Annotated in this window: 14 protein-coding genes; 10 read left to right on the top strand and 4 right to left on the bottom strand. The window is 72.5% G+C overall.

Annotated features, from left to right (window positions below; translation table 11 throughout):
* The first annotated feature begins 20 nt into the window (after positions 1-20).
* The 9 genes from ACFYYF_RS21310 (at position 21) to ACFYYF_RS21350 (ending at position 8,460) form a co-directional block, all read left to right on the top strand.
* The gene (locus tag ACFYYF_RS21310; protein ID WP_361679521.1) at positions 21-392 is read left to right on the top strand and encodes an FKBP-type peptidyl-prolyl cis-trans isomerase; all 372 of its coding nucleotides are present in this window, start codon (positions 21-23) and stop codon (positions 390-392) included.
* Between the two features lie 133 nt (positions 393-525).
* Positions 526-1,479, top strand: coding sequence for a helix-turn-helix transcriptional regulator (locus ACFYYF_RS21315; protein WP_388777898.1), 954 nt, complete (start codon positions 526-528; stop codon positions 1,477-1,479).
* Between the two features lie 16 nt (positions 1,480-1,495).
* Positions 1,496-2,518: a WYL domain-containing protein gene (locus tag ACFYYF_RS21320; protein WP_361679515.1), complete on the top strand. Its 1,023-nt coding sequence runs from the start codon at positions 1,496-1,498 to the stop codon at positions 2,516-2,518.
* Positions 2,519-2,658: 140 nt separating this feature from the next.
* Positions 2,659-2,919 (top strand): hypothetical protein, encoded by a 261-nt coding sequence (locus tag ACFYYF_RS21325; RefSeq protein ID WP_103553753.1) that lies wholly within the window; start codon positions 2,659-2,661, stop codon positions 2,917-2,919.
* Between the two features lie 10 nt (positions 2,920-2,929).
* Positions 2,930-3,124 carry a hypothetical protein gene (locus ACFYYF_RS21330; protein WP_365485517.1) on the top strand — a complete coding sequence of 65 codons (195 nt, stop codon included), beginning with the start codon at positions 2,930-2,932 and terminating at the stop codon, positions 3,122-3,124.
* A 237-nt stretch (positions 3,125-3,361) separates the two neighbouring features.
* Complete coding sequence (gene tatA / locus ACFYYF_RS21335) at positions 3,362-3,646, top strand: Sec-independent protein translocase subunit TatA (protein ID WP_361679509.1); 285 nt, start codon at positions 3,362-3,364, stop codon at positions 3,644-3,646.
* Between the two features lie 47 nt (positions 3,647-3,693).
* Positions 3,694-4,638 (top strand): twin-arginine translocase subunit TatC, encoded by a 945-nt coding sequence (gene tatC, locus ACFYYF_RS21340; protein WP_361679506.1) that lies wholly within the window; start codon positions 3,694-3,696, stop codon positions 4,636-4,638.
* A gap of 29 nt (positions 4,639-4,667) precedes the next feature.
* Positions 4,668-5,558, top strand: coding sequence for a diacylglycerol kinase (locus ACFYYF_RS21345; protein WP_388777903.1), 891 nt, complete (start codon positions 4,668-4,670; stop codon positions 5,556-5,558).
* A 40-nt stretch (positions 5,559-5,598) separates the two neighbouring features.
* Positions 5,599-8,460, top strand: coding sequence for a DEAD/DEAH box helicase (locus tag ACFYYF_RS21350; RefSeq protein WP_388777906.1), 2,862 nt, complete (start codon positions 5,599-5,601; stop codon positions 8,458-8,460).
* Positions 8,461-8,808: 348 nt separating this feature from the next.
* Here the strand turns inward: ACFYYF_RS21350 and atzF are convergent, their stop codons facing one another.
* The 4 genes from atzF to ACFYYF_RS21370 all read right to left on the bottom strand — a co-directional run bounded on the left by atzF (position 8,809) and on the right by ACFYYF_RS21370 (position 15,630).
* Entirely contained in the window at positions 8,809-10,473 is a 1,665-nt protein-coding gene (gene atzF / locus ACFYYF_RS21355; protein WP_388777909.1) for an allophanate hydrolase, read from the bottom strand.
* Positions 10,474-10,685: 212 nt separating this feature from the next.
* Complete coding sequence (locus ACFYYF_RS21360; protein ID WP_388777912.1) at positions 10,686-14,213, bottom strand: 5-oxoprolinase/urea amidolyase family protein; 3,528 nt, start codon at positions 14,211-14,213, stop codon at positions 10,686-10,688.
* Complete coding sequence (locus ACFYYF_RS21365; RefSeq protein WP_388777915.1) at positions 14,210-14,809, bottom strand: urea amidolyase associated protein UAAP2; 600 nt, start codon at positions 14,807-14,809, stop codon at positions 14,210-14,212. The genes ACFYYF_RS21360 and ACFYYF_RS21365 overlap by 4 nt, the downstream gene beginning before the upstream one ends.
* The gene (locus ACFYYF_RS21370; RefSeq protein WP_388777919.1) at positions 14,806-15,630 is read right to left on the bottom strand and encodes an urea amidolyase associated protein UAAP1; all 825 of its coding nucleotides are present in this window, start codon (positions 15,628-15,630) and stop codon (positions 14,806-14,808) included. Before ACFYYF_RS21370 ends, ACFYYF_RS21365 begins: the two co-directional genes overlap by 4 nt.
* A 213-nt stretch (positions 15,631-15,843) precedes the next feature.
* Here ACFYYF_RS21370 and ACFYYF_RS21375 point away from each other — a divergent pair, with 213 nt between their 5' ends.
* Positions 15,844-16,470 (top strand): TetR/AcrR family transcriptional regulator, encoded by a 627-nt coding sequence (locus ACFYYF_RS21375; RefSeq protein WP_388777921.1) that lies wholly within the window; start codon positions 15,844-15,846, stop codon positions 16,468-16,470.
* The last annotated feature ends 98 nt before the right edge of the window (positions 16,471-16,568 follow it).

Consider the following 16,568-nt stretch of genomic DNA (forward strand, 5'->3'; position numbering starts at 1 on the left):
CACAAAGCAGGAGCAAAGACGTGAGCATCGAGAAGCCCGAGATCGATTTCCCCGAGGGCGAGCCGCCGGCGGACCTTGAGATCAAGGACATCTGGGAGGGCGACGGCCCGGAGGCCAAGTCGGGCCAGAACGTCACGGTGCACTACGTGGGTGTGGCGTTCAGCACGGGTGAGGAGTTCGACGCGAGCTGGAACCGGGGCAACCCGTTCCGCTTCCCGCTCGGCGGCGGCCGTGTCATCAAGGGCTGGGACCGGGGCGTGCAGGGCATGAAGGTCGGCGGCCGTCGCCAGCTGACCATCCCCGCCCACCTCGCCTACGGCAACCAGAGCCCGACCCCGGCGATCAAGCCCGGTGAGACGCTGATCTTCGTGGTCGACCTGATCGCGGTCTGATCACAGAGGACCGGATCCGATCCGGATCGGGTCATCTGGGGCCCATGCCTGTCCGGGCATGGGCCCTCGGCTTTTGCCGCGACACTCCGGAGCGGTACGGTCATCGGTCGGAAGCACCATAGGAAGGGCGTCGATGGCCATTGCCAAGGCCGAGCGGCTGATGAACCTCGCACTGTGTCTGCTCGGGACGCGGCGGCCGCTCAGCAAGCGGGAACTCCGCGGGTCCATCGAGGCCTATCTGGAAGCCGGCTCGGACGACAGCTTCAACCGGATGTTCGAGCGGGACAAGGACGATCTGCGCGAACTCGGCCTGGTCATCGAGACGGTGGAGAACCTCGACGGCGAGGTCGGTTACCTCGCCCGGCGCGACAGCAACCGCCTGCCGCCGATCACCCTCGACGCCGAGGAGGCCGCCGCCCTCGGTCTGGCCGCCAAGGTCTGGCAGCAGGCGCGCCTCGCGGGGGCCGCGAGCGGAGCGCTCCAGAAGCTGCGCGCCGCGGGTCTGCCCGAGGACGTGGACCCCTACGGTTCCCACGGCGCCCTCGAACCGCACATCCCCGTCCACGAGGCCGCCTTCGAGCCGCTGATGCTCGCCTGCCGCGACCGCCGCCCGGTCGTCTTCGACTACCGCAAGGCCAACGCCGCGCAGCCCGGGACCCGGCATGTGGAGCCCTGGGCCCTGGAGTGCTGGCGCGGCCACTGGTATCTCGCCGGCTGGGACCGGGACCGCGGCGCCGAACGCGTCTTCAGGCTCTCCCGGATCACCGGCAAGGTCCGCGCGCGTGCGGGCAAGTACACCGCGGAGGTCCCCGACGTGGTGACCGTGCGCGAGACGGTGGCCGGCTGGGCGGGGGAGATCACCGACCGCTCCGCGCTGATCCGGCTGCGTTCCGGCGCGGGCTACCCGCTGCGCGCCAAGGCCGTCTCGGTGCGGGAGCTGGGCGACGGCTGGGACGAGCTGGAGATTCCGTACGGGCACGGTCTGGACGCCTGGCTCGTGGAGTTCGGTCCGGACGTCGTGGTCGTGGAGCCCGCCGAACTGCGGGCCGATGTGGTCGACCGGCTGCGCGCCGTGGCCAAGGGCTGAGGGGGAAGGTAAGAAAGTGGCAGGAAAACCGGCCAGGCCCACGAACGCGATCGACCAGACCCGGCGGATGCTGTCCCTGGTGACGTATCTGCGCGAGCGCCCCGGCGCCCGCGTCGGCGATGTGGCCCGTGCCTTCGGGATCACCGAGGACGAGCTGATCTCCGACCTCGACGTGCTGCCGCTGTGCGGGACCAGTTTCCGCGGCGGGGATCTGCTCGACATCGACACCGACGGCGACCGGATCTGGTGGCACAACCCGGACGACGTCGCCGAGCCGCTGCGGATCGCCGCCGACGAGGCGACCGCGCTGCTGGTGGCCGCCCGCGCGGTGTCCACCCTGCCCGGCCTGCGCGAGGGGGACCGGCAGGCGCTGCTGCGGGCCACCGCCAAGGTGGAGGCCGCTTCGGGGGAGGCGGCGGGCGCCAGCGCCCGGCTGTCGGTGACCTTCGAGTCCGAGGGCGGTGTCTTCGCCGACGTGGACCGGGCGATCTCCGAGCGGCGCCGGCTGTGGATCCGCTACTACTCGCCCGCGCGGGACGAGCTGAGCGAGCGCGAGATCGACCCGATCCGCCTGGTCAGCGTCGGTCACACCTATGTGGAGGCCTGGTGCCGCCGCTCCGAGGCGCGCCGCACCTTCCGGCTCGACCGGGTCGCCGAGATCCGCATCCTGGACGAGCCGTCCGCGCCGCCCGAGATCGAGCTGCGGGACCTGTCCGAGGGGCTCGTCCAGCCCGCGGCCGAGGATCCGGAGGTCGTCGTCGAGGTGGGTCCCGGCGGGCGCTGGGTCGCCGAGTACTACCCGCACGACAGCGCGGATGAGCTGCCGGACGGCGGGCTGCGTATCACCCTGCGGACTCCCGACCCCGCCTCGCTGCGGCGGCTGGCCCTGCGTCTCGGCGGTGACGGCCGGATCGTCTCGCCGCAGGCGCTGGCGGACAGCGCCCGTGGCGCGGCCCGCGAGGCGCTCGCCGCCTACGACGGGCCGGACGGGCCCGGGGTCCAGGACGGTCCGTACGAGGGGCGGGAGCAGGGGCTTTGAGGACGCCGATGTCTGGTGCGCAGGGAAGGCCGGGTGGCCCGGAGAAGCCGGGTTCCGTACGGCGGGCGGGCGTGACGGGCCGTGCCGGGTCCGCCGCGGGCGGTCCGGGACGGTCCGCCTCGGCCCCGGGCGCGCAGGACATGTCGGTGGGGACGGCCTTCGCGGGGATGCGCCGGGTCGTCGAGGTCATGTTCAAGGCGGCCTGCCCCGACTGCCGGGCCGGCTTCGAGCTCACGCCCGGTGCCCTGCGCCTGGCCATCGGCGCCAGCAGCCGGACGACGTTCTACTCGTTCACCTGCCCCGCGTGCGGGTCGGCGGTCCGCAAGCCCGCGGGTGAACGCATCGTCGAACTGCTCACCGGGGGCGGGGTCCGCACACTGCGGCTGCACTCCACCCTCTAGGGTCGACGTCATGTTCTGGCCGATGTTTGCGATCGCCGCGGGTTTCCTGGGAATCACGGTTCTCGGGGTGCTCGCCGTCCGTGTCTTCCTCGAAGCGGAGCGTCTGGGCCGTCAGGTGGCCGATTCCGCCCGCCGTATCGGCGCCGCCTCCGAGGACCTGGAAAAGGCCGCGGTCGGGGCTGCGCGTTCCATGGATACGGTATGAGTCGTTCCATGGATGCGTAATGCGTCACGCTGGCCTGTCGACTTCGTGCGGGGGCCAGGTACGCTCATGGGCGCGGCCCGGAGAATGAGGCGCGGGCCGCGAACTGGGAGTACGCACAGGGATTGTCCCGCGTTCACCCCTGAGCGTTACGATCGCTGACATCACGACGACCGGACACATGTCCGATCGATCGGCCAGCACCCCGACCATGCAGCCTCGGTGAGAAGGTAAAGACTTATGTTCGGAAGGCTCGGAGCTCCCGAGATCATTCTCATCCTCGTCGTCATCATCCTGCTGTTCGGCGCGAAGAAGCTTCCGGACATGGCGCGCTCCCTCGGCAAGTCCGCCCGGATCCTCAAGAGCGAGGCGAAGGCGATGAAGGAAGAGGGCGGCAGCCAGGCCCCGGCCGGTCCGCCGGCCGGCGACGAGCAGACCCCCGCGCAGCGCACCATCCAGGCGGCTCCCGGCGACGTGACCAGCTCGCGTCCGGTCAACGAGCCGACGGACACGACCCAGCGCTGACGCAGGGCCGGTGACATCCGGCCCACCGCATGAGATGAGGATGTGGGTTGCTCAAGTCTGCCCGCAACACGGAGAAGGATCCCGAGGGGCGCATGCCCCTCGCGGACCATCTTCGCGAGCTCCGCAACCGGCTCGCGAAGGCGATGCTGGCGATCGTCCTCGTCACGATCGTCGCAGCCTTCTACTACAACGACATCATCAACTTCTTCACCAAGCCGGTCCTGGATTCCGTCGGGTGCCCGGAGACGTTCGCCGAACTGGCGAAGCAGTCCAAGAACCAGTGCGCGCAGATCACCATCAACGGTCTGCTCGCCCCGTTCACCCTGGCCCTGAAGGTCTCCCTGATGGCGGGCGTCGTGCTCGCCTCGCCGGTCTGGCTCTACCAGCTCTGGGCGTTCGTCGCCCCGGGTCTGCACAAGAGCGAGAAGAAGTACGCGTACGCGTTCGTCGGCACCGGCGTCCCGCTGTTCTTCGGTGGCGCGTTCTTCGCCTACAAGGTGCTTCCCACCACGGCGAAGGTCCTGATGGAGTTCACGCCGGACGGCGTGAACAACCTCCTGCCGCTGGACGACCTGCTCGACCTGGTCACGCGCATGGTGGTCGTGTTCGGCCTCTCGTTCGAGCTGCCCCTGCTGCTGGTGATGCTCAACCTCACGGGCATCATCACCGGCAAGCGCATGCTCGGCTGGTGGCGCGGCATGATCATCGGCATCACGGTCTTCGCCGCGATCGCCACTCCCAGCACCGACCCGCTGACGATGCTCGCGCTCGCCGGGCCGATCTGGATCCTGTACTTCGGCGCGGTCGTGTTCTCGCTGCTCAACGACCGGCGCAGGCGCCGGCGCGACGAGTCCGGGCCCGCCGACGACGAGGCGTCCGAGCTCGACCTCACTCCTGAGGACATCGGTGACGTCGAGAGCGTGTCGACCCGCCGCAGCCTTCCGGAGCAGGCCACCACGGACCGGGTCAACGGTTATGACGACGTGACCTGACGGAGTCCGCGACCTCGTAGGGTCAGCCTGTGACCAGCGAGATCACCCTCTTCGTCAACCCCACCGCGGGCCGCGGCCGGGGCGCCCGAGCGGCGCTGCCGGCCGCTTCCGCTTTGCGTGCCGCCGGATTCTCCGTCGAGACCGTCCAGGGCGAGGACCCGGCGGACGCCCTCGCGCGGGCCCGCGAGGCGGTCGCCGGCGGCACCGGCGCCCTCGTCGCGGTCGGCGGGGACGGCATGGCGAACATGGCCCTGCAGGCCGTCGCCGGAACCCGTACCCCCTTCGGGCTGGTCGCCGCGGGCACCGGCAACGACTTCGCGCGGGCCCTCGGCCTGCCCGTCGGCGACCCGGCGGCCGCGGGACGCATGATCGCCGAGGCGCTGAAGGGCGAGCGGCTGCGCGAGGTCGACCTGGGCCGGGTGAACGGCGCCTGGTTCGGCACCGTCCTCGCCTCCGGGTTCGACTCGCGGGTCAACGACCGCGGGAACCGGATGCGCCTGCCCGTCGGCCGCTTCAAGTACGACGTCGCCATGGTCGCCGAACTGGCCGCCTTCCGGCCCGTCCCGTACCGCATCACGCTGGACGGCGGCGAGACACTGGAGACCGAGGCGACGCTGGTCGCGGTCGGCAACGGGTCGTCGTACGGCGGCGGAATGAGGATCTGTCCCGGGGCGAGCCTCGGCGACGGGCTGTTCGACATCACGGTGGTCGGGGACTGCTCCCGCTCCACCCTGCTCAAGATCTTCCCCCGCGTCTACAAGGGCACCCACGTCGGCCATCCCGTGGTGAGCGTGCTGCGGGCGGCCCGGGTCGAACTCCTCGCCGAGGACGTCACCGGCTACGCGGACGGAGAGCCGCTGGGCCCGCTGCCGCTGACCGCGGAGTGCATACGGGGCGCGGTGCGCGTCGCACTTCCCTGAGCTGCGGGGATCCGGGGTTTCACAGCCCCTGATCCGGATAATGATCGTCCTTGTGTCAGTGCCTCCCGGTAGTCTCGAAAGCACGATGACAGAGGACCTCTCACCGGCCGAGCGGTACGCGGCAGCACGCAGGCGCGCCGCCGAGCAGGCCACCGCGCTCGCCTCCTTCCGCGAGATGTACGACTTCGGCCTCGACCCCTTCCAGATCGAGGCCTGCCAGGCACTCGAAGCGGGCAAGGGTGTGCTGGTGGCCGCGCCCACCGGCTCCGGCAAGACGATCGTCGGCGAGTTCGCCGTCCACCTCGCCCTCCAGCAGGGCAAGAAGTGCTTCTACACCACGCCGATCAAGGCGCTCTCCAACCAGAAGTACGCCGACCTGTGCCGCCGCTACGGCGCGGACAAGGTCGGCCTGCTCACCGGCGACAACAGCGTCAACTCCGAGGCACCGGTGGTCGTCATGACCACCGAGGTCCTGCGGAACATGCTGTACGCGGGCTCGAACACCCTCCTCGGCCTCGGGTACGTCGTGATGGACGAGGTGCACTACCTCTCCGACCGCTTCCGCGGCGCCGTCTGGGAGGAAGTGATCATCCACCTGCCCGAGTCGGTGACGCTGGTGTCGCTCTCGGCGACCGTGTCGAACGCCGAGGAGTTCGGCGACTGGCTGGACACCGTGCGCGGCGACACCCAGGTGATCGTCTCCGAGCACCGGCCCGTGCCGCTGTTCCAGCACGTGCTGGCCGGACGGCGGATGTACGACCTCTTCGAGGAGGGCGAGGGCCAGCGCAAGGCCGTCAACCCCGACCTCACGCGCATGGCGCGCATGGAGGCGAGCCGTCCGTCGTACCAGGACCGCAGACGCGGCCGCGCGATGCGCGAGGCCGACCGGGAGCGTGAGCGCCGGCAGCGCTCACGGATCTGGACGCCGGGCCGGCCCGAGGTCATCGAGCGGCTGGACGCCGAAGGGCTGCTGCCCGCCATCACGTTCATCTTCAGCCGCGCGGCCTGCGAGGCCGCCGTGCAGCAGTGCCTGTACGCGGGGCTGCGGCTGAACGACGACGCCGCCCGCGCCCGGGTGCGTGAGATCGTCGAGGAGCGCACCGCCTCCATCCCGGACGAGGACCTGCACGTCCTCGGCTACTTCGAATGGCTGGAAGGCCTGGAGCGCGGCATCGCGGCCCACCACGCGGGCATGCTGCCGACCTTCAAGGAGGTCGTCGAGGAGCTGTTCGTCCGCGGCCTCGTCAAGGCGGTCTTCGCGACGGAGACCCTGGCGCTCGGCATCAACATGCCGGCCCGCTCGGTGGTGCTGGAGAAGCTCGTCAAGTGGAACGGCGAGCAGCACGCCGACATCACCCCCGGCGAGTACACCCAGCTCACCGGCCGTGCCGGGCGGCGCGGCATCGACGTGGAGGGCCACGCGGTCGTGCTGTGGCAGCGCGGCTTCAGTCCCGAGCATCTCGCGGGACTCGCGGGCACCCGCACCTATCCGCTGCGCTCCAGCTTCAGGCCGTCGTACAACATGGCCGTGAACCTGGTCGAGCAGTTCGGCCGGCACCGCTCGCGCGAGCTGCTGGAGACGTCGTTCGCGCAGTTCCAGGCCGACAAGTCGGTCGTCGGGATCTCCCGGCAGGTGCAGCGCAACGAGGAGGGCCTCGAAGGCTACAAGGAGTCGATGACCTGCCATCTCGGGGACTTCGACGCCTACATGGGGCTGCGCCGCGAACTGAAGGACCGTGAGACCGAGCTGGCCCGGCAGGGAATGTCGCAGCGCCGGGCCGAGGCGGCCGTCGCCCTGGAGAAACTGAAGCCGGGTGACGTCATCCATGTGCCGACCGGCAAGTACGCGGGGCTGGCGCTGGTCCTGGACCCCGGGCTGCCCGCGGGCCGGTCGAACGGCCACCGGGGCTTCGAGCAGCACGACGGGCCGCGTCCGCTGGTGCTGACCGCCGAGCGCCAGGTGAAGCGGCTGGCCTCGATGGACTTCCCGGTGCCGGTCGAGGCGCTCGACCGGATGAGGATCCCCAAGACCTTCAACCCCCGCTCGCCGCAGTCCCGTCGGGACCTCGCCTCCGCGCTGCGCACCAAGGCCGGGCACATCGTCCCGGACCGGCACCGCAAGAGGCGCTCCGAGGCCGCCGACGACCGTGAGATCGCCCGGCTGCGCACGGCGATCCGCGCGCACCCCTGCCACGGCTGCGGCGACCGCGAGGACCACGCCCGCTGGGCCGAGCGGTACCACCGGCTCAAGCGCGACACCTCGCAGCTGGAGCGCCGGATCGAGGGCCGGACGAACACCATCGCCCGTACCTTCGACCGGATCGTCGCCCTGCTCACCGAGCTGGACTACCTGCGCGGCGACGAGGTCACCGAGCACGGCAAGCGGCTCGCCCGGCTGTACGGCGAACTCGACCTGCTGGCCAGCGAATGCCTGCGCGCCGGAGTCTGGGACGGGCTGTCCCCGGCCGAACTGGCCGCCTGCGTCTCGGCGTTGGTGTACGAGTCCCGGGTCGCGGACGACGCGATGGCGCCGAAGGTGCCCTCCGGAAAGGCCAAGGCCGCGCTCGGCGAGATGGTGCGCATCTGGGGCCGTCTGGACGCCCTGGAGGAGGACTTCCGGATCAACCAGACGGAGGGCGTGGGCCAGCGCGAGCCGGACCTCGGTTTCGCCTGGGCCGCCCACGAATGGGCGTCCGGCAAGGGCCTGGACGAGGTGCTGCGCGAGGCCGAGATGCCCGCCGGTGACTTCGTGCGCTGGTGCAAGCAGGTCATCGACGTCCTCGGCCAGATCTCGGCCGCCGCGCCCGTCTCGGGCGGCGAGAGGTCGACGGTCGCGAAGAACGCCCGCAAGGCGGTCGACGCGCTGCTGCGCGGGGTCGTGGCCTACTCATCGGTCGGCTGACCCACCACGCCGGACCGTCCCCGGACCGGCCTCCACGGGTCCGGGGCGGTGTCCGCCGGGCCAGCTCGTGCCGAGCTGAACCGGCCGGGTTGCGCCTGGCCGGGACGTGCGGGGCCGGAATGAACAGGGCCGCGCCGGAATGGGCTGCGTCGAGCCGGTTCGGGACGTCCGTGTCTGGCTGGGCTGGGCCCCAGGGGGACAGCCTCCCCTGGCGGCCGGCGGGCCACGTCGGACCCGCGGTGTCTCGTGTCGGCAGCGGCCCCACTCCGTAGCACCGGCGGTGTCCGGCCCGGCCGTCTTCGGCGGGGCCGGACACCGTCGGTCGATGTCCGACTCTGGGTGGTGCGGTCAGCCGGACTGTCGGGCCTGCATGTACGCGCGCCAGCCGCCGTGGTGTGTGATGTCCGGTGCGCCCTCCAGCGCGCCGGGTTCGCAGAGGAAGCCGGGGACGTGGGTGCCGTCGGCGAGTTCGACGCTGCCCAGGGTCATCGGGCGGGGGAGCGCCGCCAGCAGGTGCCCGAGGCCGTCGGCAGGCAGGCGCCACACCTCGGCCTCGACGGCGCCGCCGCCCGCACCGACGTGGACCAGACCCGGCTTCGGCGGACTGGTCGTCAGGGCGTGCAGCCGGTAGACGGCCGCGGTGGTCGTCGTACGTTCGAGGCGGGCGCCCAGGGAGAGCAGCTGCGGGTTGAGCGGCTGGCCGGACAGATGCGCCCCCACCACGGCGAGGCGGGTCTCCGGCTCCAGGAGGCGGGCGATCCGCGCGAGCCGTTCGTCGGTGAACGCCGGGCCGATCAGCATCACCCCGAAGGGGCGTCCCGCGGGTGTCCGTCCGGCCGGGACGGCGACCGCCGCCAGGTCGAACAGGTTCGTGGAGTTGGTGAAGCGGCCCAGGCGGGCGTTGGCGCCCAGCGGGTCGGCGGCGACCTCGGCGAGCGTGGGATGGCCGGGCGCGGTGGGCAGCAGCAGCGCGTCGGCGTCGCCCAGTTCCGCCAGGGCCCGGATGCGCAGGGACGCCAGCCGCTCCTGGTCCGCGTAGAGCCGGTGGGCCGGTACGTCCCGCGCGCGGGTGATGATCCCGGCGACGGTCGGGTCGAGCCCGGTACCCCCCTCGGAGATCAGCTTGTCGACAAAGCTCCCCACCGCCGTGTAGCGCTCGGCGACGAAGGCGCCCTCGTAGAGCATCGCGGCGGCCTCGGTGAACGGGGCGAGGTCGAGCGTGCGCACCTCCGCCCCCGCCGTGACGAGCCGGCGCACCGCCGCCTCGTACGCCTCCGCCCAGCCCTCGTCCAGTTCGCCGAGCTGTGCCGTCGGCGGGACGGCGACGCGCCACGGGCCGGGCGCGCGCTGTGCCAGGGGCGGCAGGTCCCGCCCGGAGGGGGACGCGAGGTGGGCGAGGGCCTGTTCGGCCTCCGGGAGGGTGCGGGCGAACACGGTCACGCAGTCCAGGGAGGCGCAGGCCGGGACGACGCCGGTGGTGGGCACCAGACCGCGGGTCGGCTTGAGGCCGACGATGCCGTTGAACGCGGCGGGCACGCGGCCCGAGCCCGCGGTGTCGGTGCCGAGCGCGAGGTCGGCGATGCCGAGGGCCACGGCCACGGCCGATCCCGAGCTGGAGCCGCCGCTGATCCGTTCCGGGTCGAGGGCGCCCCGGACGGCTCCGTACGGAGAGCGGGTGCCGACCAGGCCGGTGGCGAACTGGTCCATGTTGGTGGTGCCGAGCACGACGGCCCCGGCGGCGCGGAGGCGGGCGACCGCGGGGGCGTCTTCCTCCGGGGCGTAGGCGTAGGCGGGACAGCCGGCGGTGGTGGGCAGACCGGCCACGTCGATGTTGCCCTTCACCGCCAGGAGCCGGCCGGCGAGCGGAAGGTGCTCCCCGGCGGCGACCCGCTCGTCCACGGCACGGGCCTCGCGCTCGGCCTCCGCCCGGGGGCGCAGATCGATCCAGATCTCGGGGCGGTCCACGGCCTCGATACGGGCGTACGCGGCGCGGACTCGGGTGAGGGCGGACATCGGAACTCCTCGTGACGGAGGTCGTGCGGGGGCGGACACGGGGGTGACCGGGCAGGCCCGCGACCGGACGAGTGCGACCGGTGCGGGGCGCCAGAGGCCAGAGGGCGGAGGCCAAGGGGCAGGGTCAGGGGCCCAGGGCCGGAAGTCAGAGGACGGAGGCCAGGGGGCAAGGTCAGGGGCCCGGGGGCGGAGCAGAGGGCAGGGGGCGGGGGTCAGGGAACCGAGGGTTCCAGGGGGGCCAGGACGAGCAGGGCCGTGCCCGCTTCGACCTGGGCGCCCGGGCGGGTGAGGACCTGGTGGACGACGCCGTCGACCGGCGCGGGGACACGTGACTCCATCTTCATCGCCTCCAGCGCGAGCAAGGGCTGTCCCGCCGTGACCTGTTCACCCGGTGCGACGTTGAGCTGCCACACCGAGGCGGCGAACTCGGCCTCGATCAGCCGGCCGCCCGCCGGGACGCTCACCTCGACGGCCGGTGGCGGAGCGGCCCCCGCCTCCTCGGCCCGCGTGAACTCGCCCGCCGCCTCCCAGGCGTCCCGCTCGGCGGAGAACGCGCCGCCCTGCCGGGACCGGAACTCCGCTATGGACTCGGCGTTCTCGGCGAGGAAGTCCTCGTAGGCGGCGAGGGAGAAGGTGCCCTCCTCCACGCGCGGCACGAAGCGGCCGGAGACGATGTCGGCCCGCAGTTCCAGGAGTTCGTCCGCCTCGACCGGATACCACTTGATCCGGTCGAAGAAGCGCAGCAGCCAGGGCGAGCCGGGCTCGAACGCGCCGCGCTGCTGCCAGGGCGACCACACCTGGGTCGTACGGCCGACGAACTGGTAGCCGCCGGGGCCCTCCATGCCGTAGACGCAGAGGTAGGCGCCGCCGATCCCGACGGAGTTCTCGGCGGTCCAGGTGCGGGCGGGGTTGTACTTCGTGGTGACCAGCCGGTGGCGCGGGTCGAGCGGGGTGGCGACCGGTGCGCCGAGGTAGACGTCGCCGAGGCCGAGGACCAGGTATTCGGCGTCGAAGACGGTGCGGTAGACGTCGTCGACGGAGTCCAGGCCGTTGACGCGGCGGATGAACTCGATGTTCCAGGGGCACCAGGGGGCGTCGTCGCGGACACCGGCCATGTAGCGGGCGATGGCCTCGCGGGTGGCCGGGTCGTCCCAGGACAGCGGGAGATGGACGGTGCGGGAGGGAACGACGAGCCGGTCGGTCGGGGGCAGGGCGCGGACCGTGCGCCGTACGGCGTCCAGGAGGTCGCGCTGGGGGAGTCGGCCGGGGTCGGTCTGGATCTGGAGCGAGCGGATGCCCGGCGTCAGGTCGGTGACGCCGTCGAGACCGGCCGCCGCCACCGCTTCCATCAGCGCGTGGACCCGCATCCGCAGGGCGAGGTCCAGTTGCATGGGGCCGAATTCGACCAGCAGGTTGTCGTCGCCGCTGCGGCGGTACGTCACGTCGCCGTCCCGGGCGAGCACCCCGCCGTCGACGATCGCGGGCCGCGCCGAACCGTCGTCGGCCAGCGGCGCGAAGCGCACGGTATCGCCGGGGCGGAGCTGGCCGAGCTTCCAGCGTTCCGTGCTGACGACGGTCGCCGGGCACACGAAGCCGCCGAGGGAGGGGCCGTCCGGGCCGAGGAGCACCGGCATGTCGCCGGTGTAGTCGACGGCTCCGACCGAGTAGGGGGTGTCGTGGATGTTGGAGGGGTGCAGACCGGCCTCGCCGCCGTCGGTGCGGGCCCAGCGGGGCTTGGGCCCGACGAGGCGCACGCCGGTGCGGGCCGAGTTGAAGTGGACCTTCCAGTCGGCGGCGTAGAAGTCGTGGATGTCTTCCTCGGTGAAGAACTCCGGTGCCGCGTGCGGCCCTTCGAGGGCGCCGATCCGCCACTCCGCGGTGAAGTCGGGACGCTCGGCGGGCGGCACGGGTGCCCGGAGTCCGGTGACGGTGCCGCCGTGCAGGACGTCACCGGTCCGCAGGGTGCGGCCGCCGTGGCCGCCGAACCGGCCGAGGGTGAAGGTGGCGGCGCTGCCGAGGAAGGCGGGCACGTCCAGGCCGCCGCCCGCGAACAGCACGTAGGTGCGCAGGCCGTGCCCGTCGGGCGCGCCGACCTCCAGCACCGCACCGGCCGGCACGGTCACCGGCTCCCACCGGGCGACCGGGGCCCCGTCCACGGTGACGGGGGCGGGAGCCCCCGTGACACACACGGTGGTGGCGTGGGTGAACCTCAACGCCGGTCCCTGGAGGGTGCATTCGAGTCCGGGGGCGCCCTCGGGGTTGCCGAGCGCGCGGTTGCCGAGCCGGAAGGAGAGGTCGTCCATCGGGCCGCACGGCGGTACCCCGACCTGCCAGTAGCCGGTGCGTCCGGGCCAGTCCTGCACGGTGGTGAGCGTGCCGCCGGAGACGACCTCGACGCGCGGGGTGGGATCGCTCACGCCGGCCAGTGTGGCGGTGGAGTGCGCCGCCCGCCGGAAGGACGGCTCGGCGAGCGCGGCCCGCACCAGGCCGAGGTTCGTCTCGATGCCGTCGATCCGGGTCGCGGCCAGTGCCGTGTCGAGGCGTTCCAGGGCCTCGGCCCGGTCCGCCCCGTACGCGACGACCTTCGCGAGCATCGGGTCGTACGAGGTGGTCACCTCGGTGCCGGCCTCGACCCAGCCGTCGACGCGGACCCCCGCGGGGAACTCGACCCGGGTCAGCAGGCCCGCGCTGGGACGGTGTTCGCGCGAGGGGTCCTCGGCGTACACCCGGGCCTCGACGGCGTGTCCGTGCGGTGCCCCCGGTTCCCGTACGACGTCGGACTCGCCCCGGGCCAGGCGCAGCATCCAGGCGACGAGGTCGACGCCGTAGATCTCCTCGGTGACCGGGTGTTCCACCTGGAGGCGGGTGTTGACCTCCAGGAAGTACGCCTCCTCGCGGGCGGCGTCGTAGACGAACTCGACGGTTCCGGCCGAGCGGTAGCCGACCGAGGCGCACAGCTCGCGTGCGGCGGAGGCGAGCCGCTCGCGGACGTGGGTGGGGAGGCCGGGGGCGGGTGCCTCCTCCAGGACCTTCTGGTTGCGGCGCTGGAGCGAGCAGTCGCGGTCGCCGAAGGTGACGACACGGCCCCGGCCGTCGCCGAAGACCTGCACCTCGACGTGGCGGGCGTGTTCGACCAGGCGCTCCAGGAACACCCCGGCCGAGGAGAAGGAGGCGGCCGCGACGCGCTGCACCCGGTCCCAGGCCTCGGTCAGTTCGGCGGCGGATCGACATGCCGACATGCCGATGCCGCCGCCCCCGCCGGTGGCCTTCAGCATGACGGGGTAGCCGATGCGGCCGGCCGCCTCCAGGGCCTCGGGGAGGCCGGGCAGGAGTCCCGTGCCCGGTGCGAGGGGCACCCCGGCGGCCTCGGCCGCGGCCCGGGCCGTGTGCTTGGCGCCGAACAGTTCCAGCTGCTCCGGTGTGGGGCCGACGAACACGATCCCGGCGTCCTCGCAGCGGCGGGCGAACGCCGCGTCCTCGGACAGGAAGCCGTAGCCGGGGTGGATGGCGCCGGCCCCGGTGTCCTTGGCGGCCTTCAGGACCAGGTCGCCGTCGAGGTAGGACTCCTTGGCGGGGGCGGGGCCCAGCCGTACGGCCTGGTCGGCGAGGCGGACGTGGGGGGCCGCGCGGTCGGCGTCGGAGTACACGGCGACGGTGCGCAGGCCCAGTTCGCGGGCCGTGCGGATGATGCGGACGGCGATCTCGCCGCGGTTGGCGATCAGGAGGGTGCCGAAGCTCATGCGGGGTCCCCGATCGTCATCGCGACGGCGGTGGGCTCGAAGCCGTTGCACGGGTTGTTGATCTGGGGGCAGTTGGAGACCAGCACGATCACGTCGCGTTCGGCGCGCAGGGCGAGCCTGCGTCCCGGGGCGGAGAGGCCGTCGACGATGCCGAGCGTGCCGTCCTTCTCGACGGGCACGTTCATGTACCAGTTGATGTTCGAGACGAGGTCGCGCTTGCCGAGGCCGTGACGGGCGCCCTCGGCGAGGAAGTTGTCCACGCAGGCGTGCTGGGACCAGGTGTGGTGTCCGTAGCGCAGGGTGTTGGACTCCTTGGAGCAGGCGCCGCCGACGGTGTCGTGCCGGCCGACCTCGTCCTCGGTGACGGTCATCAGCGGGGTGTGCTCGTTCGACATCAGCACGCTGCCGGTGGTCAGGAAGATGTTCCCCTGGGCCTGGATCGTGTCGGGCGCGCTGTAGCGGACGGCGGTGTCCGCGGCGTCGTAGACCAGGAAGTCGACGGCCTGGTTGCCGTGCAGGTCGGTGACGGTGAGCGTCTGGCCGGCGCGGACGACGGCGGACCAGGCGGCCCGGGCCGGGACGGTGACGTGCGTCATGCGAGCCCCCTCGTGGCAAGGAATTCGGCGGTGTTGAGGAAGGCGCGGCGGCCCTCGGGTGTGGCGTCCCACAGCGGGTCGCCCGCCGCGGTCGCCCGCGCGCGCCAGGCCAGCACCTGAAGGGGGGTGCTCGTGTAGGCGGGGCGCGGGTCGGCCGGGTGCGGCACGTTGGCGATCAGCACGGTGACGTCCTGCTCGGCGCGCAGGGTGACGGCTCCGCCGGGCCCGGCGGAGCCGGTGAAGTCCGGCGAGCCGTCGTCGCGGATCTCCACGCCCTGGAAGAAGGAGAGCGAGGGCGGCAGATCGCGGGGGCCGAGCCCGTTCTTGGCGGCGGCCAGCTTGAACAGCTCGCGGCCGGCCGGGGACGCGGACTGCGGGGTGCCGTCCCCGTAACGCTCGGTGTTGCGTACGAGGGTGGAGGTGCCGCAGAGGGCGTCGTGCCGCCCGGAGGTGTCGGTCACCACGGAGGCGAGCACCCGGCCCTGGTCGGAGAGGAGCAGCCGTCCCGCGCCCAGGTAGGCGTTCCACTGGACCTTGACGGTGTCGGCGGTGTTCAGGCGTTCCCACGGCCGGTCCGCGACGTACAGCAGGAGGTGCGCGCAGGCGTCGCCGGCGAGGTCGGTCAGGCGCAGTTCGGTGCCCCGGGCCAGCACCTTGTGCGTGTAGTTGCCGCCCGCCACGGTCTCGGCCCACAGGAGGGGGCCCGCCTCGGGCGGCGGGGTGGGCCAGTCGTCCGCGGGGACCACGGGCATGGCCTCGGCGCGGGTTCCCTGCTGGGCGCGGGCGTGGTCGCGTGCTCCGTGCGTGGTGGCTGTCGCCATCGCGGGTCCTCCGGCTCCTCGGTCATTTCTGTCGCGCGACAGAAATTAGGGGCGGGGTGGGTCGCGGCCGTGTCCCTCGTGTTGCCGCGCGGTTACCTGTCCCTCACGCGGGCCGCGCCGCCGGTGCGGGGCCCTGCGTGCCGCGGTCCGGTGTCCGCCGTGCGCGCCGCGGCGCCCGGCCCGGGGCGCGCCGGGTGTGCGAGGATCGAACGCATGGGAACGGGTGGCGGACGCCGGGTCGGCAGGCCCCGGGCCGCGCAGCGGCCGGACAGCGGGCTGTCGCCGCGCGCGGAACTGCTGGACGCGGCCGCCGAGTTGTTCACGACGCGGGGATACGCGGCCACCACCACGCGGGCCGTGGCCGAGCGGGCGGGCATGCGGCAGGCGTCCATGTACCACTACGTCACCGGCAAGGAGGAGTTGCTCGCCGAACTCCTGGAGTCCACCGTCACCCCCTCCCTGGCGTACGCCCGTGAGCTTCTCGCCGATGAGACGGTGTCCGCGGAGGGCCGGCTGTGGGAGCTGTGCCGCACCGACGTGGAGGTGCTCTGCGGTGGGCCGCACAATCTCGGCGGTCTCTATCTGCTGCCCGAGGTGCGCACCGAACGCTTCGCCGGCTTCCATGCGGTGCGGGCCGAACTCAAGGACGCCTACCGTCAGTTGCTCGCCGCCACGGCGGCCGGGGGAGCGCTCGCCAAGAGTGAGCTCGAACTGCGGACGGATCTGCTGTTCGGGCTGATCGAGGGCGTCATCCTCGTGCACCGCTCCGATCCGCAGCGCCCGGTGTCGGCCTTCGCCGAGGCCACGGCGGACGCGGCGCTGCGGATCGCCGGGATCTGATCCCTCACCCCCACGCCTTTCGCATGCCCGTGCGTCATCACGCAGCGTGTGCGAGCGGGGGCTCAGCGTGTAAATGAGGCTGAGGGTACTCCAGTCTT

The organism is Streptomyces sp. NPDC001914 (genome assembly GCF_042891215.1).
Classification (GTDB): Bacteria; Actinomycetota; Actinomycetes; order Streptomycetales; family Streptomycetaceae; genus Streptomyces.